General features: G+C 71.8%; 19 protein-coding genes and 2 pseudogenes. 12 read left to right on the top strand and 9 right to left on the bottom strand.

The window, feature by feature from the left end:
- Positions 1–274: 274 nt before the first annotated feature.
- The 6 genes and pseudogenes from M1O15_RS06820 to M1O15_RS06795 form a co-directional block, all read left to right on the top strand.
- Positions 275–1,807, top strand: coding sequence for an ABC transporter ATP-binding protein (locus M1O15_RS06820; RefSeq protein ID WP_248632533.1), 1,533 nt, complete (start codon positions 275–277; stop codon positions 1,805–1,807).
- Positions 1,804–2,916 carry an ABC transporter permease gene (locus M1O15_RS06815; RefSeq protein ID WP_248632339.1) on the top strand — a complete coding sequence of 371 codons (1,113 nt, stop codon included), beginning with the start codon at positions 1,804–1,806 and terminating at the stop codon, positions 2,914–2,916. Before M1O15_RS06820 ends, M1O15_RS06815 begins: the two co-directional genes overlap by 4 nt.
- A complete protein-coding gene (locus tag M1O15_RS06810; protein ID WP_248632338.1) occupies positions 2,913–4,202 on the top strand; it encodes an ABC transporter permease in 1,290 nt (429 codons plus the stop codon). Before M1O15_RS06815 ends, M1O15_RS06810 begins: the two co-directional genes overlap by 4 nt.
- Positions 4,199–4,600 (top strand): cytidine deaminase, encoded by a 402-nt coding sequence (locus M1O15_RS06805; RefSeq protein ID WP_308282238.1) that lies wholly within the window; start codon positions 4,199–4,201, stop codon positions 4,598–4,600. Before M1O15_RS06810 ends, M1O15_RS06805 begins: the two co-directional genes overlap by 4 nt.
- A gap of 110 nt (positions 4,601–4,710) precedes the next feature.
- Positions 4,711–5,988, top strand: a complete 1,278-nt coding sequence (locus M1O15_RS06800) for a thymidine phosphorylase (RefSeq protein WP_248632337.1) — start codon at positions 4,711–4,713, stop codon at positions 5,986–5,988.
- A gap of 56 nt (positions 5,989–6,044) precedes the next feature.
- Positions 6,045–6,639: pseudogene (locus tag M1O15_RS06795) on the top strand (glycosyltransferase); the annotation flags it as partial.
- A gap of 78 nt (positions 6,640–6,717) precedes the next feature.
- Here the strand turns inward: M1O15_RS06795 and M1O15_RS06790 are convergent.
- Positions 6,718–7,497: a maleylpyruvate isomerase family mycothiol-dependent enzyme gene (locus M1O15_RS06790; RefSeq protein ID WP_248632336.1), complete on the bottom strand. Its 780-nt coding sequence runs from the start codon at positions 7,495–7,497 to the stop codon at positions 6,718–6,720.
- 77 nt (positions 7,498–7,574) lie between these two features.
- Between M1O15_RS06790 and M1O15_RS06785 the strand changes: the two are divergent.
- Positions 7,575–8,127, top strand: a pseudogene (locus M1O15_RS06785) (GNAT family N-acetyltransferase).
- Between the two features lie 204 nt (positions 8,128–8,331).
- Positions 8,332–9,369 carry a PP2C family protein-serine/threonine phosphatase gene (locus M1O15_RS06780; RefSeq protein ID WP_248632335.1) on the top strand — a complete coding sequence of 346 codons (1,038 nt, stop codon included), beginning with the start codon at positions 8,332–8,334 and terminating at the stop codon, positions 9,367–9,369.
- 82 nt (positions 9,370–9,451) lie between these two features.
- Here M1O15_RS06780 and M1O15_RS06775 read toward each other — a convergent pair whose 3' ends face one another.
- The 5 genes from M1O15_RS06775 to M1O15_RS06755 form a co-directional block, all read right to left on the bottom strand.
- Positions 9,452–9,646: a hypothetical protein gene (locus M1O15_RS06775; protein WP_248632334.1), complete on the bottom strand. Its 195-nt coding sequence runs from the start codon at positions 9,644–9,646 to the stop codon at positions 9,452–9,454.
- 455 nt (positions 9,647–10,101) lie between these two features.
- Entirely contained in the window at positions 10,102–10,950 is an 849-nt protein-coding gene (locus M1O15_RS06770) for a helix-turn-helix domain-containing protein (protein ID WP_248632332.1), read from the bottom strand.
- Positions 10,940–11,461 carry a DUF6879 family protein gene (locus M1O15_RS06765; protein WP_248632331.1) on the bottom strand — a complete coding sequence of 174 codons (522 nt, stop codon included), beginning with the start codon at positions 11,459–11,461 and terminating at the stop codon, positions 10,940–10,942. Before M1O15_RS06765 ends, M1O15_RS06770 begins: the two co-directional genes overlap by 11 nt.
- Entirely contained in the window at positions 11,445–11,651 is a 207-nt protein-coding gene (locus M1O15_RS06760) for a hypothetical protein (RefSeq protein WP_248632330.1), read from the bottom strand. The genes M1O15_RS06765 and M1O15_RS06760 overlap by 17 nt, the downstream gene beginning before the upstream one ends.
- A 189-nt stretch (positions 11,652–11,840) precedes the next feature.
- Positions 11,841–15,293 carry a CARDB domain-containing protein gene (locus tag M1O15_RS06755; RefSeq protein WP_248632329.1) on the bottom strand — a complete coding sequence of 1,151 codons (3,453 nt, stop codon included), beginning with the start codon at positions 15,291–15,293 and terminating at the stop codon, positions 11,841–11,843.
- A 309-nt stretch (positions 15,294–15,602) separates the two neighbouring features.
- Here M1O15_RS06755 and M1O15_RS06750 point away from each other — a divergent pair, with 309 nt between their 5' ends.
- The 4 genes from M1O15_RS06750 (at position 15,603) to M1O15_RS06735 (ending at position 20,270) form a co-directional block, all read left to right on the top strand.
- Entirely contained in the window at positions 15,603–16,613 is a 1,011-nt protein-coding gene (locus tag M1O15_RS06750; RefSeq protein ID WP_248632327.1) for a LacI family DNA-binding transcriptional regulator, read from the top strand.
- Positions 16,614–16,767: 154 nt separating this feature from the next.
- Positions 16,768–18,192, top strand: coding sequence for an ABC transporter substrate-binding protein (locus tag M1O15_RS06745; RefSeq protein WP_248632326.1), 1,425 nt, complete (start codon positions 16,768–16,770; stop codon positions 18,190–18,192).
- A gap of 191 nt (positions 18,193–18,383) precedes the next feature.
- Complete coding sequence (locus M1O15_RS06740) at positions 18,384–19,346, top strand: carbohydrate ABC transporter permease (protein WP_248632325.1); 963 nt, start codon at positions 18,384–18,386, stop codon at positions 19,344–19,346.
- 48 nt (positions 19,347–19,394) lie between these two features.
- A complete protein-coding gene (locus M1O15_RS06735; protein WP_248632324.1) occupies positions 19,395–20,270 on the top strand; it encodes a carbohydrate ABC transporter permease in 876 nt (291 codons plus the stop codon).
- 258 nt (positions 20,271–20,528) lie between these two features.
- On the opposite strand, the gene lepB (M1O15_RS06730) is transcribed toward M1O15_RS06735, so the two are convergent.
- The 3 genes from lepB (M1O15_RS06730) to lepB (M1O15_RS06720) are packed head-to-tail and all read right to left on the bottom strand — an operon-like array spanning position 20,529 to position 23,374.
- The gene (lepB, locus tag M1O15_RS06730; protein WP_248632323.1) at positions 20,529–21,413 is read right to left on the bottom strand and encodes a signal peptidase I; all 885 of its coding nucleotides are present in this window, start codon (positions 21,411–21,413) and stop codon (positions 20,529–20,531) included.
- Positions 21,379–22,557 (bottom strand): signal peptidase I, encoded by a 1,179-nt coding sequence (lepB, locus tag M1O15_RS06725; RefSeq protein WP_248632322.1) that lies wholly within the window; start codon positions 22,555–22,557, stop codon positions 21,379–21,381. The genes lepB (M1O15_RS06730) and lepB (M1O15_RS06725) overlap by 35 nt, the downstream gene beginning before the upstream one ends.
- Complete coding sequence (gene lepB, locus M1O15_RS06720) at positions 22,550–23,374, bottom strand: signal peptidase I (RefSeq protein WP_248632321.1); 825 nt, start codon at positions 23,372–23,374, stop codon at positions 22,550–22,552. The genes lepB (M1O15_RS06725) and lepB (M1O15_RS06720) overlap by 8 nt, the downstream gene beginning before the upstream one ends.
- Positions 23,375–23,400: the final 26 nt, after the last annotated feature.

The raw sequence follows: 23,400 nt of genomic DNA, 5'->3' as shown, positions 1-23,400 counted from the left end.
GCGCCGCCCCCTCCACCCCTGTGAGGACGGCGACTGCGCCGCCCCCACCGTGAGGACGGCGACCCCGCCGCCCGCCACCGGACGGCCGAGCCGGCCGTCCGCAGAACAGTTTGGCGATGCTACGCGCGTAGCCCGGCGAAGTGAGCGCGTCGGCACGGTAGTTTTCGCCACCACCGCCACTTCCTCCGCCCCCTGCTCCTCCGCTGCTGTCTAGGGAGAGTGCGCCATCAACGCGTCCAGCAGTCCCACCACCCATGCCGTAGAGCTCCGCGGCATCACCAAGCGATTCCCCGGGGTCGTCGCCAACCACGACATCGACATCACCGTGCGCCGCGGCACCGTGCACGCCCTCGTGGGCGAGAACGGCGCCGGCAAGTCCACGCTGATGAAGATCCTCTACGGCATGCAGAAGCCGGACGAGGGCACGATCTCGGTCAACGGCGAGCCGGCCGTCTTCCACAACCCGGGCGACGCCATCGACCGCGGCATCGGCATGGTGCACCAGCACTTCATGCTCGCGGACTACCTCACCGTCCTGGAGAACGTCGTCCTGGGCTCCGAGAAGCTGCACGGCATCGGCGACAAGGCCCGGCAGAAGATCCGCGAGATCTCCGACGCCTACGGGCTCGGGGTCCGCCCCGACGTGCTCGTCGAGGACCTCGGTGTGGCCGACCGCCAGCGGGTGGAGATCCTCAAGGTCCTCTACCGCGGCGCCCGCATCCTGATCCTGGACGAGCCCACCGCGGTCCTGGTGCCCCAGGAGGTCGACGCCCTCTTCGACAACCTGCGCGAGCTCAAGGCCGAGGGCCTGACCGTCATCTTCATCTCGCACAAGCTGGGCGAGGTGCTGTCCGTCGCCGACGACATCACCGTCATCCGGCGCGGTACGACGGTGGGCAGCGCCGACCCGAAGACCGTCACCACCAAGCAGCTCGCCGAGCTGATGGTCGGCAGCGAGCTGCCCTCGCCGGAGACCCGCGAGTCCACCGTCACCGAGGTGCCGATGCTGACCGTGGACGGGCTGCGGCTGACCGCCACCGACCCGGACGGCGTGGTCCGCGCCGTGCTCGACGGGGTGTCCTTCACCATCCACAAGGGCGAGGTGCTGGGCATCGCCGGTGTCGAGGGCAACGGCCAGTCCGAGCTGGTCGAGGCCGTCATGGGCATGCGCGTCCTGGACACCGGCACGGTCACCCTGGACGGCGACGACATCTCCCGTACGCCGACCCGCCGCCGCCGCGAGGCCGGTATCGGGGTCGTCCCGGAGGACCGCCACCGCCACGGCCTGCTGCTGGAAGCCCCGCTGTGGGAGAACCGCATCCTCGGCCATGTCTCCGAGAAGCCCAACAGCAAGGGCGCCTTCCTCGACCTGAAGGCCGCCCGCGCCGACACCGAGCGGATCGTGCGCGAGTACGACGTGCGCACCCCCGGTATCGAGGTCACCGCCGCCTCCCTGTCCGGTGGCAACCAGCAGAAGCTGATCGTCGGCCGGGAGATGAGCCACCAGCCCAAGCTGCTGATCGCCGCCCACCCCACCCGCGGTGTGGACGTCGGCGCGCAGGCGCAGATCTGGGACCAGATCCGCGAGGCCCGCCGCGAGGGCCTGGCCGTGCTGCTGATCTCCGCCGACCTGGACGAGCTGATCGGCCTGTCCGACACCCTGCGGGTGATGTACCGCGGCCGGCTGGTCGCGGACGCCGACCCCGCCTCCATCACGCCCGAGGAGCTGGGTTCGGCCATGACCGGCGCGGCGACCGGCCACCTGGAACACCCCGCCGACAGCGCCCCGGAGGACGAGGCCCGATGAAGAAGTTCGACAAGGAGCGGGTGCTCCTCGGGCTGGCCGCCCCGCTGCTGGCGATCGTGGCCGCCTTCCTGGTCACCGCACTGGTGCTGGCGGCCACCGGCAAGGAGCCGTTCAGCGCCTTCGGGATCATGTTCGACTACGGCGTCAAGTCGGACAGCCAGGTCTACATCATCAACAAGGCGACCACGTACTACCTCGCCGGTCTCGCGGTGGCCATCGGCTTCCGGATGAACCTGTTCAACATCGGCGTGGACGGCCAGTACCGGCTGGCCGCGTTCTTCGCCGCCGCGCTCGGCGGGGCGCTGACCCTGCCCGGCTTCCTGCAGATCCCGCTGATCATCATCACCGCGATGATCGTCGGCGCGATGTGGGCCGGTATCGCCGGTGTCCTGAAGGTCACCCGTGGCGTCAGCGAGGTCGTCGCCACCATCATGCTCAACATGATCGCCACCGCGATCATCGGCTATCTGCTCCAGCCCGGCCGCCTGGGCCACCTGGACTCCGCGGGCACCAAGGTCTCCACCACCCCGCTGCCCGAGTCCGCCCGCTTCTTCGACTTCCCGACCCAGCCCGACCCGGTCTGGGGCTTCCTGATCGTCGCCGTCCTGGCCGGTGTCGCCTACTGGTTCACCCTCTCGCGCACCCGCTTCGGCTTCGACCTGCGCACCGTGGGCCAGTCCGGCTCGGCCGCCGAGGCCAGCGGCGTCAACGTCAAGCGCATGGTGGTCACCTCCATGCTGATCTCCGGCGCCATGGCCGGTCTGATCGGCATGCCGACCCTGCTCAACGACTCCTACGAGTACAGCGGCGACTTCCCGGTCGGCATCGGCTTCACCGGTATCGCCATCGCGCTGCTCGGCCGCAACCACCCGGTCGGCATCGCCCTGGGCGCCCTGCTCTGGGGCTTCCTGGAGCGCGGCACCGGAAAGCTGGAGTTCGAGGGGTACGACAAGGAGATCGTCGGCGTCATCCAGGGCGTCATCGTCCTGTGCGTCGTCATCGCGTACGAAGTGGTGCGCCGCTACGGCCTCAAGCGCCAGCAGCGGCAGGTGGGCGAGAAGCTCGCCGCCCAGGCCCGTAACTCCGACAACCAGGAGGTGTCGGCGTGAGTGCCACGGCGACTTCCACTCCGCCGCCCGCCGCACCGAAGGTCTCCGGCGGCAAGGGCGGCCGCTCCCGCCTCTCCCTCCCCGTCGTCCTGCTCATCGTCGCCGGCGGCCTGATCGCCCTGTCGGCGGTGCGCGCCATCACCGGCGCCCAGGACCTCACCTCGGCCGGCCAGATCAGCGCCGCGCTGTCGATGGCGGTGCCCATCGGCCTGGCGGGCCTCGGCGGCCTGTGGGCCGAGCGGGCCGGCGTGGTCAACATCGGCCTTGAGGGCATGATGATCCTCGGCACCTTCTTCGGTGCCTGGGCCGGCTGGCAGACCAGCCCCTGGATCGGCGTCCTCGCCGGAGTCCTGGGCGGCATGTTCGGCGGACTGCTGCACGCGGTCGCCACCGTCACCTTCGGCGTCGACCACATCATCTCCGGTATCGCCATCAACATCCTGGCGCTCGGTGTCACCACCTACTTCGCCAAGCTCTGGTTCAACACCGGCGAGGCCGCCGAGCGCGGCGGCAGCCCCAAGCAGTCCCCGCCGTCCGAGGACATCACCTCGATCACGGTGCCCGGGGTCTCCGACTGGCTGCACTCCCTCGAAGGCCGCCACTGGTTCCTGGTCTCCGACGTGGCCGGCATCCTCGGCGGCCTGGTCACCAACCTCTCCCTGCTGACGATCGTCGCCGTCCTGCTCTTCGCCGGCACCTTCTGGGTGCTCTGGAAGACCCCGTTCGGCCTGCGGCTGCGCTCCTGCGGTGAGAACCCGATCGCCGCGGAGTCGCTCGGCGTCAACGTCTACACGTACAAGTACATCGCGGTGATCGTCTCCGGCGGCCTCGCCGGGCTCGGCGGCGCCTTCCTCTCCCTGGTCACCTCGCACATCTACAACGAGGGCCAGACCGGCGGCCGGGGCTACATCGGCCTCGCCGCGATGATCTTCGGCAACTGGCGGCCCGGCGGGCTGGCCATGGGCGCGGGCCTCTTCGGCTTCGCCGACGCCCTCCAGCTGCGGGCCGGCGGCAGCTCCGTGCACGCCCTGCTCCTGCTGCTGACCATCGCCCTGGTCGCCCTCGGCGCCTGGAAGCTGTACCGCAAGAGCTACCTCACCGCCGCGATCAGCCTGGTCATCGCCGCGGGCACGCTGGTCTGGTACCTCGGCACGGACACCGTCCCCACCGAGTTCGTCAGCGCCACCCCGTACGTGGTCACCCTGCTCGTCCTGTCCCTCTCCGCGCAGCGCCTGCGGATGCCCAAGGCCGACGGCATGCGCTACCGCAAGGGCCAAGGCAAGTGATCGCGTCCTCCGCCCCGTTCGACTGGGAAGAGCTGCGCGCCGCCGCCCGGGACGCCATGTCCCGCGCCTACGCCCCGTACTCGGGGTACGCGGTGGGTGCGGCGGCCGTGGCCGACGACGGCCGCACGGTCACCGGCTGCAACGTGGAGAACGCCTCGTACGGCATCGGGCTGTGCGCCGAGTGCGGGCTGGTCTCCCAGCTCCAGGCCACCGGCGGCGGCCGGCTCACCCACTTCGTGTGCGTGGACGGCAAGGGCGAGACCATTGTCCCCTGCGGCCGCTGCCGCCAGCTGCTGTACGAGTTCGGCGGCGACGGCCTGCTGCTGGACACCCCGGCCGGGGAGCTGACCCTCGGCGCGATGCTCCCGCAGGCCTTCGGCCCGCAGCACCTCTCCTGACCCACCCGGCGCCCCTGTCACCTCCGCGTGGCAGGGGCGCCGCCCCTCTCCTCCTCTATGCGCGTAGAGTCGTCGGCGTCGTAGAGGCCCTCGCTGGAAGGAACTTCACCATGGACGCGATCTCCGTCATCCGCACCAAGCGGGACCGCGGCGAGCTCAGCCCCGAGCAGATCGACTGGGTCATCGACGCCTACACCCGCGGCGAGGTCGCCGACGAGCAGATGTCCTCGCTCGCCATGGCGATCCTGCTCAACGGCATGAACCGCACCGAGATCGCCCGGTGGACCGCCGCGATGATCGCCTCCGGCGAGCGCATGGACTTCTCCTCCCTCTCCCGGCCCACCGCCGACAAGCACTCCACCGGCGGCGTGGGCGACAAGATCACCCTCCCCCTCGCCCCGCTCGTCGCGGCCTGTGGCGCCGCCGTCCCGCAGCTCTCCGGCCGCGGCCTCGGCCACACCGGCGGCACCCTGGACAAGCTGGAGTCCATCCCCGGCTGGCGCGCCCTGCTCTCCAACGAGGAGATGCTGCACGTCCTGGACACCACCGGCGCGGTGATCTGCGCCGCCGGTGACGGCCTGGCCCCCGCCGACAAGAAGCTCTACGCCCTGCGGGACGTCACCGGCACGGTCGAGGCGATCCCCCTGATCGCCTCCTCCATCATGTCCAAGAAGATCGCCGAGGGCACCGGCTCCCTGGTGCTGGACGTCAAGGTCGGCTCCGGCGCCTTCATGAAGACCATCGAGGACGCCCGTGAGCTGGCCTCCACCATGGTCGCCCTCGGCACCGACAGCGGCGTCAAGACCGTCGCCCTGCTCACCGACATGTCCACCCCGCTCGGCCTCACCGCCGGAAACGCCCTCGAAGTGCGCGAGTCTGTCGAGGTCCTGGCGGGCGGCGGCCCCGCCGACGTGGTCGAGCTGACCGTCGCCCTCGCCCGCGAGATGCTCGACACGGCCGGCATCAAGGACGCCGACCCGGCCAAGGCCCTCGCCGACGGCACCGCGATGGACGTCTGGCGCCGCATGATCGCCGCCCAGGGCGGTGACCCGGACGCCATCCTCCCGGTCGCCCGTGAGCAGCACGTCGTCACCGCCCCCGCCTCCGGCGTCCTCACCCGCCTGGACGCCTACGCCGTCGGCGTCGCCGCCTGGCGCCTCGGCGCCGGCCGCGCCCGCAAGGAGGACCCGGTCCAGGCCGGTGCGGGTGTCGAGCTGCACGCCAAGCCCGGCGAGACCGTCACCGCCGGCCAGCCCCTCCTCACCCTCCACACCGACACCCCGGAGAAGTTCGACTACGCCCTGAAGTCCCTGGACGCCGCCTGGGACATCGCCCCGTCCGGCACCGCCCACCAGCCGACCCCGATCGTGCTGGACCGCATCGCCTGACACCCGCCCGCCGGCGAGGTGACGGCCCCGGCCGCGTACGGAAGGTGTACGCGGCCGGTCTGGAGGTGGTGGGCAACTGGTGGCCGTACCACCGGCCGGAGGAACGGCTCCCCGCCGAGCCGGCCGCCTTCCTCGACGCCGACCCCCGCCGGTCCTCGTCGGCTTCGGCAGCATGGCGGCGGGCGAGGGGGAGCGGCTGGACGGGCTCGCCGTGGCCGCCCTGCGCCGGGCCGGGCCGCGCGGCGTCCTCCAGGGCGGGGCCGCCGGTCTCGTGGCCGACGGCGGCGACGACGTCCTCACCGTGGGTGAGGTGCCGCACACCCTGCTGTTCCCGCGGCCGGCGGCCGTCGTCCACCACGCCGGGGCGGGCACGACCGCCGCCGCGCTACGGGCCGGGGTGCCCGCGGTGGCGGTGCCGGTCGCCGTGACCAGGCCTTCTGGGCCGGGCGCCTCACCGCGATCGGCGCCGCCCCGGACCCGGTCCCGTTCCCCGGGCTCACCGCCGAGCGGTTGGCGGACGCGCTCGGCCGGGCGGTGCGGGAGCCGGGCTACGGGCGGGCCGCCGCGCGGGCCGCCCGGACGATGGCGACGGAGGACGGGGCGGCCCGAACGGCCGAGGCTGTGGAGCGGCTGGCCGTAGCGGCTCGCTGACCCGGGCGAGTCCGCCTATCGGCGGCGGGGAGGCGGTCCACGGGGGTGGCCGCCTTCCCGGCCCGCCGTCGCCCCGCCCTACGCCTCCGGCTCCCAGGCGCGGAGCAGGTCGAACAGCCCGGCGTCCCCCTCGATCCGCAGCGACTCCGCCGGGAGGCGGTCGTAGAGGTAGAGGACCAGCTCACCGGCGGTGCCGTGGACGGCGGCCCCGGCCGTGTCGTCGGGCGCCTGGAGACGCGCGGCGTGAGCCCCGTCGCCGTCCACCGTGAGCCGCCAGGAGCGGCCCTCGGCGGTGGCGTGGAAGTCGAAGGCGGTGGGCTTGTGCGGCCAGGGGCTCGTGGTGGCGCAGCAGGTGGTCAGGAACTCCTCCACCCCGTCGAGCGCCACCTCGGCCGGCAGCGGCTGCGGGGCGCCCAGGGCGAGCTGGACGTCGTACAGATGCACCGCGGTCTCCTGGACGCGGTGCCGGGCGACGGCGCCGGAGCTCCGCGGTGACTGCGACGCACCCCACCATGTCCAGCAGCCGCGCTCCGGGCCCGCCTCCCGCAGGGCGCCCAGCAGCTGCCCGGTCGACTCCTCAAGCCAGGCCACCAGTGCCTCGCGCTCGCGTGGCGCGGCCACCGCGGCGCGCGCGGCCACGGCCTCGGCCGGGGGCGCCTCGGCGGGGCCCGCGCCCACGATGGCGGCCCAGAAGCCGTCCCCGCTCCCCAGGTGCCGGACCAGCTCGAACAGCGTCCACTCGGGGCAGCTCGGCACCGGTACGTCGAGGTCGGGCGCGGAGGCGACCGCGGCACGGAAGGCGGTCGACCGCTCGCCGATCAGTCGCAGCAGCTCGGCGAAGTCAGGTGTTGTCGTCACCCCGCCTCTCTACCATCGCGTCCTGATCATCAGACAACGATTTCTTCATCCGATGAGCATCTCCACGAGGGGGAGCGATGAGTGGCACGGCACTGGCCGGCATCCTGGACGCGGCGGCGCGTGGCGAGTTCCCGCCGCCCGACGGGCGCACCACGGTGGTGCCCCAGCCCAGCCACCGGGACGCCGGGGTGATCGCCTTCACCGCGCACTCGGTGGTCTTCACCGACGAGGACCCGGCCTGGGTCCGCGCCGCCCTGGCCGCGCTGGACTGCGACGAGCTGGCGGCCACCATGAACCCGCGCTTGCTCGCCGCGCTGCTCGACCGCACCGCGCGGTCCACCGACACCATCGACCTGCTGACCGTGGCCGACCCGCTCCCCGGCCCGCCGCCCCTGCCGCTGCGCGAGCTGACCGACCCCGACCACCCGCGGGCGGCCCGGGCCCGCAAGCGCCGGGACGGGGTACGGGTGTGGGCGGCCGACGGGGGAGTGGTGGTCGGCCCGGCACCTCGTACCGGACGGGCAGGCCCTCTGGTCCCAGCAGGCCGCCGGCAACGCCCGGAGCATCCGCGCCTTCCAGGCCGCGGGTTACCGGCCGGTCGGCTCCGAGGCCCTGCTCATCGCGGTGTGAGCCGGGGGCCGGGCCCCTGGGCGGGGGTGCCGGATCCCTGGCCGGGCGGACAGCCCCTCGGCCGGGCGGATGGCTCCCCGGCCGGGGTTTCCCGATCACGGCCGGGTCGTCAGGGCGCTATGTCCCGATCGCGTAGTTAGTCTGTTAAGTGTGATCGATTCTGCCCGGCCGCGGCTCCGTCGGCGTTACGGCCGAGGGAGGCTGGTGCGGCTGTCGCCGGTCATCCTGACCGTCGTGATCGCCAGCCTGGCCTACGCCACTCCTCCGGAGATGGCCTTCAGCCGCCTGCTGCCCGCGGCGCCCGCCCTGGCCGCCGCCATGTGGCCGGTCCTCCCCACGGTGCTGCTGGGGACGGTCTGCCTGCTGCTGATGATCGGTCTCAGCCTGGTCTTCCCCGACCTCGGGACCTGGTGGACCGCCGCGGGGATCATCGCGGTCACCGTGGCCGCCGCGTACGGAAGCCACGTCCGGCTCCAGCGCGAGCGCACCCTCTTTCACGTACGACTCGTCGCCGACGCGGCGCAGCACGTGGTCCTGAGCCCCATGCCGCGCCGCTTCGGGCCCCTGGAGATCGAGTCCCTGTACCTCGCGGCGGCAGCGGAGGCCCGCATCGGCGGGGACTTCTACGAAGTGGTGGACACGCCGTACGGGGTACGGCTGCTCATCGGGGACGTACGGGGCAAGGGGCTGCCCGCCGTCGGCGCGGCCGCGGCGATCGTCAACGCCTTCCGCGAGGCGGCCTACGGCGAGGCCGACATGGTCAGCGTGGCCCGCAGACTGGACGCCAGCAGCGCCCGCTACAACGCCGCCTTTCCCCCGGACGGGCCCATGGAGCGCTTCGCCACCGCCCTCCTCGCGGAGATCCCGCACAAGGGCGGCCGGATCGACATCCTCAACTGCGGACACCCGCCCCCGCTGCTCCTCAACCGCGGCAACCTCCGCGTCCTGGAGCCCGCCACCCCCTCCCCCCTGCTCAGCCTCGCGGAGCTCATCGGCGACCACTACAACGTGGACTCCTTCGACCTCGCCCCCGGTGACCTGCTGCTCCTCTACACCGACGGCGTCGCCGAGACCCGCGCCCACGACGGCGAGTTCTTTCCCCTGGCCGCCTGGATGCGCCGCCAGCCCCCCACCCCGCCCCGCGAACTGCTCACGGCCCTCCACCGCGACCTCCTCCGCTACAGCCGAGGCCGTCTGGACGACGACATCGCCGCCCTCGCGGTGCGGCTGGGCGAGCCCTGAACCACAAAGGGCTCGCCTCGCCGGTGAGCCGTCTGCACTCACCGGCGGGGCCGCCTTCCTGACGCCCTACGGGGCCACTGGCCTACTTGCCGTCCCCGTCCTTCGGCGCCGGGGCCGGGTCGCGGGGTGCCTCCGGGGGCATCGGCCCGCCGTCGTGCCTGCCCCCGTCCGCCGCGACGACGGGTACGCCCTCGTCGCCGGGGTGGCGGAACGGGAACCCGCGCCAGCCGTCCGCGTCCGGGACCCTCGTCTCGTACGCGTCGAGTACCACGCTCATCGTTGAGCCTCCTCTTCTCTGGAAGGCCACACCCCCGTACCGTCGGAGACATGGCCCGCGATGCGCAGGGGGTGACTCCTGCGTCGGCCACCCGCCCCGGCGCTCGACCTGTCCAGGGATTCCGTCGCCGGGGCGGGCATCTACGAACGGCTCGGCGTCACGCCGTGGCCGCGTGCGTGGAGGGACATGCGCCGATGTGCCGGTAGACGGCCACGGTCCGACCCGGCTCGCGCGCGACGGTGGCCCGGCGTACCGGGTCGAACGGTTCGATGCCGGAGCCACAGGCGGTGCACTGCTCGCCCGAGGGCGCGTACGTCACGTACTCCCACCCATCCTCGCCGTTGCCGGGCCGGGGCCTGCTTGTCGTCGTCCCGGGTGCGCCCATGTCTGTTGCCTCCCCGATGCTGTTCCGAGTGGGCAACCAGTCTTGCCGGACGAGCGATGGGGGCCTGAACTTATTGGCGTTGTCGGGTAAATCGCCCGGCCCACTCTCCAAGGAGCTCCCGGCAATCGTCACCCCACACCGCGTGGGCCTCATATCGTTCGAAGTCCTCGCGGTATGCGGCCACGTCCTTGTGATCCCGCAGAATCAGCGCACCGGTGTGCGTCTCGACCTGCACCAGTCGCCGGTCGTACACGGTGAACACGCTGAGCGGCGTCTCGTCCACGGGCCCCGGAAGCCCGAGCGGGATGACGCCGAGGCGTAGATGGGGTATGCGCGACAGGGAGGCCAGGCGATCGAGTTGCAGAGCCATGGCCAGGGGCGGTACCAGGGGCCACCGCACGGCCTGCTCCGTGAGGAGGAACGTGAAGGACTTGGACGAGTCCATGAGAACGCGCTGACGTTCGATTTTCTTGGCGATGACTTTGGCGATGTCGCCTGAACTGCGCGAGAGGCTGGCGCGTACGTAATCGGGCGTGGCGAGCAAGCCCGTGATCATGGTCGGCAAGAAGAAGCGGAATTCGGTGGTCACGGCCTCTAGGCGGGCCAGTTCGTTCTGCTTCTTGTCCAGCCCCCGCCGCTGTGACGCCCAGCCGTCCTGCCATTCGGTATGGGCGGAGCGCGCGAGAGCGAGTATGTCCGTCGCGACGGATCCTTGTGCGCCCAGGGTCTCCAGGATCAGTTCGACATCCACGATCGTCGGGGCGATCTTTCCGCTCTCGATGTTGCTGATCTTGGTCTGCGACATGTTGCAGCGCCGGGCGAGCGTGGTCTGTGTGAGCCCCGCCCGCCGGCGCTCGTCGCGTAGTGCCGCCGCCAGGTCTGATCGTGTCCTCCCCAGCGACTCCGGATCAAAGGTCAATGCCCTTCACGTACTCCTCGAAGGGCACGGACTCGGCCAGGGCGATCCGCTGGTATTCGTGGAAGCGCGTGATGTCGCCCTCGAAGACCTCGCGGTTGATCTGTGTGCCGTCCGCCTCGTAGTTCATGAGGACGACCTCGGAGCGGTCGAACATCCAGAAGTCCTGCACTCCCGCGAGCGGGTTGGGGCGGTTCGTGACATCCATGACGCGAATGTCCTCACCGGCTGCCGCGTGTGGCTGGTAGTACATGAACTCGAAGCGCAGGTAGTCCGACAGGGGGCGAGTCACGACGTGAACACGGCCCTTACTCTTCCCCTCCCGCCGCACCCGTTTGAGGTCCTCGGTGTACTCGTTCGAGTATGTCCGTGGGTCGATGCGCTCACCGGCCAGAAACTCGGCGATCTCCTCAGCTTCCTGCGGTACTCGGTAGGCCGGCAGCGTCTCAAGGCGCCAGGCCTCTCGACGGAACGTCTCGAATCGAGCTGCCCACTCGTCACCATCCAAGAACACGAACGGCCTCCCTCAGGGTCTCCTCCGAAATCTCCACCAGCCCCTCGCCGGTCGGGGTGGTGAAGGCCCGCGACACATTGCCTTGTATGACGAAGGACCCGGACACGGTGCGGTACACGTTGGGGCAGTCGTTCTTCTTGCACTGCCCCGTGCCGTTCCCCGTAAGCCGCGTCAGTTCCTCACGAGCCATGGTGAAACCCCCTGTCTCGCACCCCCGTTGGGGCGTCGCCGCCAACCGTACGGAGACCGCGCGACCACCGTCCATGCGACAACGCCAATATTGGCGTTGTCGCATAAAGAGGGCCAGGCGCGTGCAAGCCCACCGCCCCGCCCGGCGCCACGGAGGCGTCGGGCGGGGCGGGGTTCCCCGAGGAGGGGCTTACGGGTTCGGGGTGCCCGAGATGGTGAACTGGGAGCCCGGTTCGATCAGGACGTCGCCCTGGGCGGAGCCCGTGATGGTGACGTCGGAGAGGGTCGCGCTGCCGCGGGCGCCGCTCATCGCGAGGATGCCGGAGCCGTTGTCGGAGCGGTCGATGCGGACGTTCTGGATCCTGACGCCGGGCATCGCGCCGCCGCCGGTCTTGAACTGGATGCCGTCGTAGGTGGAGTCCAGGATCTCGGTGTCCCGGATGGCGACGCCGGGGATGTCCTGGCCCTGGGCGAACAGGGTGATCGCGCCGAACTCCTGGTCCTCGTTCCAGAACGCGCCGCCGGTGCGGTGCAGGGCGTTGCCCGCGATCAGGGTCTGGCCGGAGAAGGGCAGCGGGTCGTGGTCGGTGGCCAGCATGATGCCCGGGTAGTTCATGGTGTCGGCGATGACGTTGTTCTCGATGGTGTTGCCGAAGCCGCCGTAGACCGCGATGCCGTTGGCCCGCCAGGGGAGCTGGACGGTGTTGTTGCGGAAGTGGTTGTCGGAGCCGATGTCCACGGAGGTGTCCTTGACGTACTTGCTGGCCCAGACGGCCAGCGCGTCGTCGCCGGTGTTGCGGAAGGACGAGTTGTAGACGGTGGAGTTGCGGGTGCCGTTGGCGAAGTTGATGCCGTCGGCGTAGGTGTTGCGGATGCGGACGCCGGTGAATTCGAGGCCGTCGCCCGGGCCCCACAGCTCGGGGATGTTGGAGTAGTCCCGGCCCGCCCAGACGCCGACGTTGGCGTGCTCGATCCAGACGTTGCTGATCTTCGTGCCCTTGCCGAAGCGGCCGTTGAGGCCGACCCCGCCCTCGTGGTTGCCGTCGCCGCCGCGGATGGTGCCCGAGCCGAAGATGGCGATGTCGGAGATCTGGGTGTTGTGGTCGATGTCGAAGCCGAAGTTGCCCTCGTGCGGATGGTTGATCCCGCCCGCCTGGTGCGGCGGGGTGAGGGTGTAGAGCTGGGAGTGCCACATACCGGCGCCGCGGATGGTGACGTCCCGGATGCCCACCTGGTTGAACTGGCCCCGGTTCAACGGGTCGTCGGTGAGGATCTTCTGCTCCTGACGCCACTGCCCGGCCGGGATCCAGACGCAGGGGATCTGGCCGTTCTGGTCGGCGGTGACCGCCCGCTGGAGGGCGTCGGTGTCGTCCAGGCCGTCGTTGGGCACCGCCCCGTACTCGGTGATCGAGACGCAGGAGGCGGGCTTGGCGGCGGGCGGGGCGACCTGCTCCAGGTCGACGGTGTCGATGATGTGGAAGGCGGCGGTGTCGGCGGCGTCGCGCTGGACGCGGAAGCGCGTCCCGGCCGGGTAGGTCTGGGAGAGCAGGGCGTTCGACTCGTCGAAGAGGCGGCGGGCGTCCCCGCCGGGGCGGTTGGTCAGGCCCTCGGGGTCGTCGGTGGTCCCGTACAGCCAGCTGTGCTTGGAGGAGAGGGTGAGCTTGCGAACGAAGGTGTCGTTCGCGTAGAGGCTGATGGTGGCCTCGGCCCCGCCGCCGGCCGCCGCGTCCGGGACGGAGTTGCGGACGACCAGGGAGTTGGCGGGGGCGGTGGAGGTGAACTCGACGTACTGGCCGGTGGAGTCGAGGCGGACGGACTTGCGGCCGGAGGACTCGGTGGCGAAGTTGGTGTGGCCGAAGGTCCGCTTGGCGTCGGCGGTGAGCAGGGTGCCGTTGTGGCGACCGTCCTCCGCCTCGTAGGAGGTGTACGGGACGGCGGCGCCGCGGCCGACCACGATCGAGCGGCTGAGGATGTTGTTTGCCTCGTTGGTCTCGGTGACCGTGTTGGTGGCGTCGGCGGTGGCGATGAGGATGGCCCCGCCGCTGGTCGCCGTCCAGGTGCCGGAGATCGGCACGGTGGCGGTGGCACCGGCGGCGATCTGGCCCGTGGAGCCGTTGAGGACGGTGGTGCCCGCCTGGAGTCGGGTGACGCTGCCGGCCGGGGCAGCGGTGGTGCCGCGGTTGCGGACGGCGACGGTGAAGGAGACCGGGGTGCCGACCGCCGGGTTGGCGGGGTTGGTGGTGATGGAGGCGACTTCGAGGTCCGGGCCAGGGGCCTGGGCGACCACCAGGCGGTCGGTGGCGGTACGGCTGTTGTTGGTGTCGTCCAGCTCGGGGAGGGTGTTGCGGGGGTCGACCACGGCGGAGACGGCGTAGCTGCCGGCGGCCCGGGTGCCGATGGCGACCGGGACGGTGGTGGAGGTGCCCGGGTCGAGCGCCGGGACGTTCGCCGTCCCGGCGACCGTGCCCTCCACGCTGACGTCCGCCGTGGTCGCCGCCGAACGGGCGGTGCCGGCGTTGCGGACGGTGGCGTTCACGGTGACCGCGTCGCGCTCGGACGGGGCGGACGGCGTCCACGTCAGCCCGGTGACGGTGAGATCGGGTGCGGGCGCGGCGCTGCCGACCACCTGGAACTCGGCCACCTGCCCGCCGGGCGCCCCGGTGTTGGAGGTGAACCGCAGCCGTACGTCGGCGAAACGGCCGCTCACCGGGATGGTCACCGTGTTGCCGGTGGTGGGGGAGAAGGCGTAGTCGGTACGGGGCTTGAGGGTGGTGAAGGAACCGGAGGAGGCCGCCCGGCCCAGGACCTCGACGCCCTGGCGGCGGGCGCCCCACTCGGCGGCCGGGTTGAGCTTGACCACCACTCCGGTGAGGTCCGCGTCCGCGCCCAGCTTCACCGTCAGGTCGGCCGGGTGCCCGGCGCCCTCCCAGTAGGTGGAGGTGGAGTCGTCGGTGGCGTTGGCGGCCACATAGGTGTGGACGGAGGAGGTGGCCTCCACCGGCTTGTTGCGGGCCAGGTTGGTACCGGCGGGCGGGGGAGTGCCGGGATCGGTGCCGCCGCCGTCCTCGCCCCACACCTCCAGCTCGGCCAACTGCGCTGCGTCCCAGCCGGTGTTGCCGGTGACCTGCACCCGTACATAGCGGGCCTCGGCGGGGGAGGGAAGGTCGAGGGTGACGGTGTTGGCGCGCGCCGGGTCGAAGGTCCGGCCGGTCGAGGCGGCGAGGGTACGGAAGGTGGAACCGTCGGTGCTGCCCTGGAGGGAGAGCGTCTGGGTACGGGCCTCCCAGCCGGTGGGCAGCTTCAGCACCGCCCGCTTGACCGAGCGGGAGACGCCCAGGTCCACGTGCACCCACTGGGGGAAGGAGCCGGCCGGGCCCTCCCAGTAGGAGGCCTGGGCGCCGTCGGTGGTGTTCCCGGCGGGGTACTCACCATGGGCGCCGCCCGCACTGGCCGGTCGGCCGAGCGCCAGGTTGGCATCGGCGGCGACCCGGGCGCCGACGGCCCAGAGCGAGGAGGGGGCTGACTGAGGCGAGGAGGCTGCCTGGGCGGCGGGGGCGAAGGTCAGGGGCATCAGCCCGGTGGTGGCGAGTCCGGCTATGACGATTCCGGCCAGCGGGCGCCAGCCGAGGGGTCTCCAACTCATGGGGATCCTCTGCGAGGTGGGGAGGGGAGGGGGAGAGAGGGAAGCGAGGGAAGCGAGGAAAGGGGGAGGGGGAAGCGGGCGGTGGCGGGTGCCGGGGGGAGCTGACCACTTTGCACATCGCTTGAGTGAGTTCGTCGATTCTTTGCGGAACGACGCCCACAGGTTTCTCGCGTCTCACCGCTTTGTCAACGGGTCCGGCAGGGGCCCAGGTGGGGCACGCAAGCGGCTTGCGCGGCTTGCGGATGGGGGAGCCATCGGGGCCGTCGAAGGCCGCAAGTGGCTTGCGTGGCTTGCGTTAGCCTTGCGCGCATGACGCGACGACTTGCTCAGGTTGCCAAGAAGGTGGGAGTCAGCGAGGCCACGGTGAGCCGGGTGCTCAACGGCAAGCCGGGGGTCTCCGAGGCCACCCGGCAGTCCGTGCTCACGGCGCTGGACGTCCTCGGCTATGAACGCCCCACCCAGCTGCGCGGGGAGCGGGCGCGGTTGGTCGGGCTGGTCCTGCCTGAGTTGCAGAACCCCATCTTCCCGGCGTTCGCCGAGGTCATCGGGGGTGCCCTGGCCCAGCAGGGGCTGACTCCGGTGCTGTGCACCCAGACCAAGGGCGGGGTCTCCGAGGCCGACTACGTGGAGCTGCTGCTCCAGCAGCAGGTCTCCGGGGTGGTCTTCGCCGGCGGGCTGTTCGCCCAGGCGGACGCCCCGCACGACCACTACCGGCAGCTCGCCGAGCGCCGGATCCCGGTGGTGCTGATCAACGCCTCCATCGAGGGGCTGGACTTCCCGTGCATCTCCTGCGACGACGCGGTCGCCGTCGAGCAGGCCTGGCGCCATCTGGCCTCGCTCGGGCACCAGCGGATCGGGGTGGTGCTGGGCCCCGGCGACCATGTGCCCTCGCGCCGCAAGCTGGCCGCCGCCCGGGCCGCGGCCGAGGCGGCCGGTAGCGAGCTGCCCGAGGCGTATGTCGAGCGCTCGATGTTCTCGCTGGAGGGCGGCCAGGCGGCCACCTCCCGGCTGCTGGAGCGCGGGGTCACCGGGATCATCTGCGCCAGCGACCCACTGGCCCTCGGTGCGGTACGGGCGGCCCGCCGGCGCGGGCTCGCGGTGCCGGGGGAAGTGTCCGTGGTGGGCTACGACGACTCCGCGTTCATGAACTGCACCGAGCCCCCGCTGACCACCGTGCGCCAGCCCATCGAGGCGATGGGCCGCGCGGCCGTGGATCTGCTGTGCGCTCAGATCCAGGGTGGTGAAGTGCCGCCCGGAGAGCTGCTGTTCGAGCCGGAGCTGGTGGTGCGCGGCTCCACTGGGCAGGCTCCGCGCGGCTGACTGTCAAGCAATTGCGAAATCGGCGCGAGATATTGCGGCAATCTGACGGTGGTGGTTGAGTGTGCGGCGCTCCCCCGTCGCCCGGCCGCTCCCTTGGTGGCGCCCAGGTCCGGCGGTGGGGTGCCTTCCACGTGCCTGCCCGAAGGGGACCACCATGAGAAGAGCCCGGCTCCGCCGTACCCGCCGCGTCGGCGCGGTCACCCTCGCCTCCGCGCTGGCGCTCACCGTGCTGGCCGCCTGCGGCACAAGCAGCAGCGGCGGCGACGACGGAGACGCGGGCGGCTCCGGGAACGGGGCCGGCGGCGACCCGGCCGCCCCGCTGGACCCGAAGGCCAAGGTGACCCTCAGCATCGACTGCATGCCCCCGGCGGCCAAGGCGGCCGAGCTCAGGCAGTGGAACGAGGACGTCCGGGAGTTCAACCGGACGTACCCGAACGTCACCATCCAGGGCCGCTCCACCCCCGGCCAGTGCCTGGAGCCGCCGCGGTTCACCGCGATGCTCAAGGCCAAGTCCCAACCGGACGTGTTCTACACCTACTTCACCGACCTGCCGCAGGTGCTCGACAACGACGGCGCCCAGGACATCTCCGCGTACGTCAACGAGCGGACGGTGCCGCGGCTGAAGGACATCGACCCCGACGTCCTCGCCTCGCTGAAGAGCGAGGGCAAGCTGTACGGGCTGCCCACCAGCAACTACCGGATGGGCCTGCTGGTCAACCGCAAGCTCTTCGAGGACGCCGGCCTGGACCCGGACGCCCCGCCGGCCACCTGGGAGGAGGTGCGTACCGCCGCCAAGAAGATCGCCGGCCTCGGCGACGGCATCGCCGGCTTCGGCGAGTACAGCGCCGCCAACACCGGCGGCTGGCACTTCACCGCCCAGTTGTACAGCCTCGGCGGGGACATCGTGGACGCGAGCGGCACCAAGGCCGCCTTCGACGACGAGACCGGCCGCGAGGTCGTGGAGAACCTGCGCGCCATGCGCTGGGACGACGACTCCATGGGCAAGACCCAGCTGCTGAAGTGGGGTGACCTGCAGAAGCAGATCGCCACTGACAAGCTCGGCATGTTCCTCGCCGCGCCCGACGACATCACCTACATGGTCCAGCAACTCGGCGCGAAGTACGAGAACTTCGGCATGGGGCCGATCCCCAGCGGGCGGGCCACCCTGGCCGGCGGCAACAACTACATGATCAAGAAGGGCATCTCGTCCGACAAGGTCAAGGCCGCGATCGCCTGGCTGAACTTCAAGTTCACCACCCCGGGCAAGGGCCACTACGACTGGCAGCGGTCCAAGGCCGACGGGCTGCCGGTCGGGCTCCCGCAGCCCAACCTCTGGCTGAACGGGACCAAGGCGGAGGACGACGCCGCGCGCAAGGAGCACGCCACCATGCCGGTGGAGAACTTCCAGGCGTACATGGACAAGCCGGTGCCCGGGAAGGCCGAGCCGCCCAAGGCCCAGGAGATCTACAAGGTGCTGGACAACGTGATGTCGGGGGTGCTGACCAACGAGGACGCCGACGTCGGCAAGCTGCTCTCCACCGCCGCGTCCCAGGTGAACCAGGTCCTCGCCAACCGGTGACCGAAGCCCGTCCGCATCTCGTGCCCCGGGCCGCACCTCGCACCCCGGGCCGCACCTCGCACCCCGGGCCGCACCCCGCACCTCGCGCCCGGCGCCGCCCGCGTACGGCACCTCGCCCCCGTACCGCACCCCGCCCCCGTACCGCACCCCGCCCTCCCCCGGGAGACACCGCAGCCCGTATAGGAGCGACCATGTCCGCCCCCGCCCTCGCCAAGGAACCGGCGGTCGGCGCCGCCCGCCCGCCGCACGCCGTGGAGCCAGGCCCCCGGCCGGGGGGTTTCCGCCGGGAGCTGCGGCGCAACCTCACCGCCCACGGCTTCCTCATCGGCGCGGTGCTCTGCTTCTCGTTCTTCTCCTGGTACCCGATGGTCCGCGAGTTCCTGCTGGCCTTCCAGAAGACCGAGGACGGCCGCACCACCTGGGTCGGCCTGGACAACCTGGTCAAGATCGTCAACGACCCGGCGTTCGGGCAGGCCTGGCTGAACACCCTCTGGTTCACCCTGCTCGCCCTGGTCCTCGGCTTCGCGGTGCCGTTCGTCCTCGCCCTCGTCATCAACGAGTTCCGGCACGGCCAGGGCTATCTGCGGCTGCTGGTCTACCTGCCGGTGATGCTGCCGCCGGTCGCCTCGGTGCTGCTCTTCCGCTACCTCTACGACCCTGGATACGGGCTGTTCAACGAGGTCCTCGGCGTCTTCGGTGTCCCGGCGCAGCCGTGGCTCCAGGACCCGGACACCGCGATGCTCTCCGTGGTCGTCGCCGCCACCTGGATGAACATGGGCGGCGCCACGCTGATCTACCTGGCCGCCCTCCAGGACATCCCCGGCGAGCTCTACGAGGCGGCCGAGCTGGACGGTGCGGGGCTGCTGCGCAAGGTCTGGCACGTCACCATCCCGCAGACCCGGCTGGTGCTCTCGCTGATGCTGCTGATGCAGGTCATCGCCACCATGCAGGTCTTCACCGAGCCGTTCCTGCTCACCGGCGGCGCCGGCCCCGAGGGGTCGACCACCACCGTGGTCTACCTGATCTACCAGTACGCCTTCAACTTCAACGACTACGGCGCCGCCGCGGCGCTCGGGCTGCTGCTCCTGGTGCTGCTCGCCGGGTTCTCCGCCGCGTACACCCGGCTCAGTCGCGACCAGGACGCCGACGCCTGAGAGGCAGGGGGGACAACCACCATGGCACCGAGAGCACCGAAGGCGGACATGTCCACGCGTACGCTGATCTCACCCGCCCGACTGGCCCGTCCGCGCGGCCGGTTGGTCTACTGGACCTGCTTCGCGCTGGTGGTGGTCCTGTTCACGCTGGCCTTCCTCGGCCCCCTGTACTGGATGGCCTCAAGTGGTCTGAAGACCACCCAGGAGGCCGTCCAGACCCCGCCGACCTGGGTGCCCGGCTCGCTCCACCCGGAGAACTACGGCCGCGCCTGGGAGGTCATGGACCTGGCGAAGCTGCTGTTCAACACGGCCTACTACGCCTTCGGGGCGCTCGCCTTCCAGCTGGTGCTGGACGTGGCCGCGGCCTACTCGCTCTCCCGGCTGCGGCCCGTCCTCGGCAAGGCGATCCTCGGCATGATGCTCGCCACCCTGATGATCCCGGCGACCGTCCTGGTCGTCCCGCAGTACCTCACCGTGCTGGACGTGCCGATCGTGGAGCGCAACCTGCTCAACTCGCCCTGGGCGATCTGGCTGCCCTCGGTCACCAACGCCTTCAGCATCTTCCTGCTGAAGCGGTTCTTCGACTCGATACCGAAGGAACTGCTGGACGCCGCCGCCATGGACGGCGCCGGACCGGTGCGCACCCTGTGGTCGATCGTGCTGCCGGTCTCCCGGCCCATCCTCGGAGTGGTGTCGATCTTCGCGGTGGTCGGCGTGTGGAAGGACTTCCTCTGGCCGATGCTCACCCTGCCCGACCCCGGGGCGCAGACCCTCAACGTCGGCATCTACTCGCTGGCCACCAGTGTGCCGGAGAACGTGCTGATCGCCGCGCTGACCATCGCCTCCCTGCCGACGCTGCTGCTCTTCCTGCTCTTCCAGCGCACCATCATGGGCGGGCTGACCGCCGGCGGCCTCAAGGGCTGATCGCCGCCGCCCGCCCCCCCCCCCCCCCCCCCCCCCACCGCCCCCCCCCCCCCGCCCCCCCCCCCCCCCCCCCCCCCCCCCCCCCCCCCCCCCCCCCCCCCTCCTCCCCCCCCCCCCCCCCCCCCCCCCTCTCCCCCCCCCCCCGCCCCCCCCCCCCAACCCCCCCAACCCCCCCCACCCCCCCACCACCCCCCCCCCCCCCCCCCCGGGCCCCCCCCCCCCTTGGTGGCCGGCCCCCGGAGGCGCGGCCGCGGCCCGTCAGTCCCCGGCGGTGCGGCGGGTGCGGCGGCGCCAGAGGACGAGCGGGATGGCGCCCGCCAGTCCGAGGGCGCCGGGGGCGGCGGCGGTGGCCGCCGCGGCGAGGCCCTGCTGCTCGAAGGTGCCGGGCACCGGGAGGGTCGCCCAGCGGGTGACCGGCCAGGCGACCACGATGGCGCGGCCGACGACCTTGTCGTTGGCGACCGTGCCGTTGCCGGGGAGCTCCTGGTGGTAGCGGGAGTCCAGCGAGTTCTGCCGGTTGTCGCCCATGACCCAGATCCGGCCCTCGGGCACCTTGATCGGCCCGAACGGCTGGTCGTCGCAGGGGGTGGAGCCGGGGTAGATGTACGACTCCTCGTTCAGCGGCTTGCCGTTGACGACCACCTTGCCGCCCCGCTTGCAGCTGACCGTGTCGCCGCCGACCGCGATGACCCGCTTGATCAGGTCCTGCTCCTTGGCGGACGGCATCAGGCCGATGGCGCTGAGGACCGTCTGCAGGGCGTTGGGCTCGGGCACGGACTGGCTCTCCAGCCAGCCGCCCGGGTCGTTGAAGACGACGACCTCGCCGCGCTCGGGCTCGGAGCCGAACCAGGGGGTGAGCTTGTCGACCAGCACCCGGTCGCCGCGCTGCAGGGTGTTCATCATCGAGTCCGAGGGGATCGAGAACGCCTGCACCAGGAAGGTCTTGATGAGCAGCGCCAGGACCAGCGCGATACCGATCAGCAGCGGCAGCTCCTTCCAGAAGGAGCGCTGCCGCTTCCTGCCGCCGCTGCGGCCCTCGTCGCCGGGCTCGCCGTCCTCCTCCGGCGTACCGCCGTGTCCGGAGCCGCCGCCGGCGGCGTGACCGCCGTCAGCGGGCGGGACCTCCGGAGGGAGGCCGCCCACCGGGCGTCCCGGGTGGCCGGAGTCGACCGGCCCGGTGCCGGACGAGCCGGGCCCGGATGGCCCGGAACCGGGCGGGAAGGACCCTCCGGACCGCTGCGGCCGCTCCTCGGGCTCGTCGTGTCCGGAACGTGCGCCTACCGCCAAGTCCCCCACATCCACTCCTCAATCCGTGCAACCGCCCACCCCACAGCAGGGGCAGGCCCACCACTCCCATAACGAGCGGGAGTTCCGCAGGGGTCGGGAGCCCGGTCAATCCGTTCACATTCAGCGGGGACACACTATGCGACGCGCCGGGCGCCGCCGCCGTCCCGGTCGGCGGGGCCGGCACCGTGGCGAAGGTGTCCGGTTCCTCCAGTCGGCGCCAGTGGGGGAACGGCCAGGCGATGACCACGGCCCGGCCGACCACGTCGTCCTCCGAGACGGTCCCCTGGAACGGCTCGTCCAGGTGGAACCGCGAGTCCGCCGAGGCGGACCGGTGGTCGCCGAGCACGAAGATCCGCCCGGCCGGCACCTTGACCTCGAACGGGATGGTCGAGGGGGCGTCCCCGGCGTTGATGTACGGCTCGGCGAGCGGCTTGCCGTTGACCGTGACCCGCCCGTCCTTGCCGCAGCAGGCGACGGTGTCGCCGCCGACCGCGACCACCCGCTTGATCAGGTCCTGCTCGTCGTCCGAGGGCAGCAGCCCGATCAGGCCGAGGCCGTCCTTGATCTTGGCGATGACGACCGGGTCGTTCCCGGCCGGGGTCCGCTCCTGCGCCAGCCAGCCGCCGGGGTCGCGGAAGACCACCACGTCCCCGCGCTGCGGCCGGGAGCCGAACCAGGGGGTGAGCTTGTCCACCAGCACCCGGTCGTCGACCCGGATGGTCTGCTCCATGGAGCCGGAGGGGATGACGAAGGCCTGCACCAGGAAGGTCTTCAGCACGAAGGCGATCACCAGCGCCGCGGTGATCAGCAGCGGGATCTCCTTGACCGCCGAGCGCCGGCGGCGCCGCTTCACCTTCCGGGCGAGCTTGCGGCGCTCGGCCCGTCCGGGCATCGGCCGTCCGCCGCCGGCGGTCTGGGAGCCGTCGGTGGGGCGGGAGCCGGTGGGCAGCCGGTTGTCGGCCCGGTGGCTGCCCGGCTTGCCCCGGCCCCGGCTACCCATGCCCCCCTCCCACCGGTGCGGAGGGCACGCCGCTGAAGGCGTCCGTGGGCCGCAGCGCGGTCCAGCGGCCGAGCGGCCAGCCGATCCAGTCCGCGCGCCCGATGACCTTCTCCACCGGGACGGTGCCGCCGCCGGGGTCGCCCAGGTGGTCGCGGGAGTCCCGGGACTGGCTGCGGTGGTCGCCCATCACCCACAGGGAGCCTTCGGGGACCACGATGTCGAACGGCACCCGGGACGGGTCGTCCCCGGGGAAGAGGTAGTCCTCCGGTACGGGCGCGCCGTTCACCTTGAGCCGTCCCCCCCGGTCGCAGCAGGTGACCCGGTCGCCGCCGGTGCCCACCACCCGCTTGACGAAGTGGGTGTCGGGCGGTTCGGCGAGGCCGAGGGCGGCCGCGGTCCCGTGCAGCAGATCGGTGAGCGGGTTCTCCGGCGGGGGCTCGCGGAGGAAGGAGCCGGTGCCGTCGAAGACGACGACGTCCCCGCGGCGGGGTGCCGTACCGCCGCCGTACGCCAGCTTGTCGACCAGCACCCGGTCGCCGACCTGGAGCGTCGGCCGCATCGAGCCGCTGGGGATCTGGAACGGCTGGACGAGGAAGTGGCTCACCCCCAGCAGTACGGCGGCGAAGGCCGCGGCGATCAGCACGGGCCGGCGCCAGCCGCGGAGGACCGCCCCCCGCCCTTCGGCCGTCCCGCCGTCCCCGTCGCCCTCGGCAGCGCGTGCCTCGGCGGGTGCGGACGGCCCGGAACACGCCGAGCGCGACCGCTCCTCCCTGCCGGAGGGGCGATCGCGCTCGGTGTGCTGTGCTTCGGTGTCCATCGGGGCCAGATGCTATCCGGCCCCGC

Origin of the sequence: Streptomyces lichenis (assembly GCF_023218175.1) — a bacterium.
GTDB classification, from domain to species: Bacteria; Actinomycetota; Actinomycetes; order Streptomycetales; family Streptomycetaceae; genus Streptomyces; species Streptomyces lichenis.
The sequence above is the reverse complement of the archived record's forward strand: the minus strand, read 5'-3'. Positions and strand labels throughout refer to the sequence as shown.

Excerpts from the sequence above, each read along its gene's own strand:
- M1O15_RS06815 (WP_248632339.1), top strand. The coding sequence starts at position 1,804 with ATGAAGAAGTTCGACAAGGAGCGGGTGCTCCTCGGGCTGGCCGCCCCG.
- M1O15_RS06800 (WP_248632337.1), top strand. The coding sequence starts at position 4,711 with ATGGACGCGATCTCCGTCATCCGCACCAAGCGGGACCGCGGCGAGCTC.
- M1O15_RS06775 (WP_248632334.1), bottom strand. The coding sequence starts at position 9,646 with ATGAGCGTGGTACTCGACGCGTACGAGACGAGGGTCCCGGACGCGGAC.
- M1O15_RS06760 (WP_248632330.1), bottom strand. The coding sequence starts at position 11,651 with ATGGCTCGTGAGGAACTGACGCGGCTTACGGGGAACGGCACGGGGCAG.
- M1O15_RS06755 (WP_248632329.1), bottom strand. The coding sequence starts at position 15,293 with ATGAGTTGGAGACCCCTCGGCTGGCGCCCGCTGGCCGGAATCGTCATA.
- M1O15_RS06750 (WP_248632327.1), top strand. The coding sequence starts at position 15,603 with ATGACGCGACGACTTGCTCAGGTTGCCAAGAAGGTGGGAGTCAGCGAG.
- M1O15_RS06745 (WP_248632326.1), top strand. The coding sequence starts at position 16,768 with ATGAGAAGAGCCCGGCTCCGCCGTACCCGCCGCGTCGGCGCGGTCACC.
- M1O15_RS06740 (WP_248632325.1), top strand. The coding sequence starts at position 18,384 with ATGTCCGCCCCCGCCCTCGCCAAGGAACCGGCGGTCGGCGCCGCCCGC.
- M1O15_RS06735 (WP_248632324.1), top strand. The coding sequence starts at position 19,395 with ATGTCCACGCGTACGCTGATCTCACCCGCCCGACTGGCCCGTCCGCGC.
- lepB (WP_248632322.1), bottom strand. The coding sequence starts at position 22,557 with ATGGGTAGCCGGGGCCGGGGCAAGCCGGGCAGCCACCGGGCCGACAAC.
- lepB (WP_248632321.1), bottom strand. The coding sequence starts at position 23,374 with ATGGACACCGAAGCACAGCACACCGAGCGCGATCGCCCCTCCGGCAGG.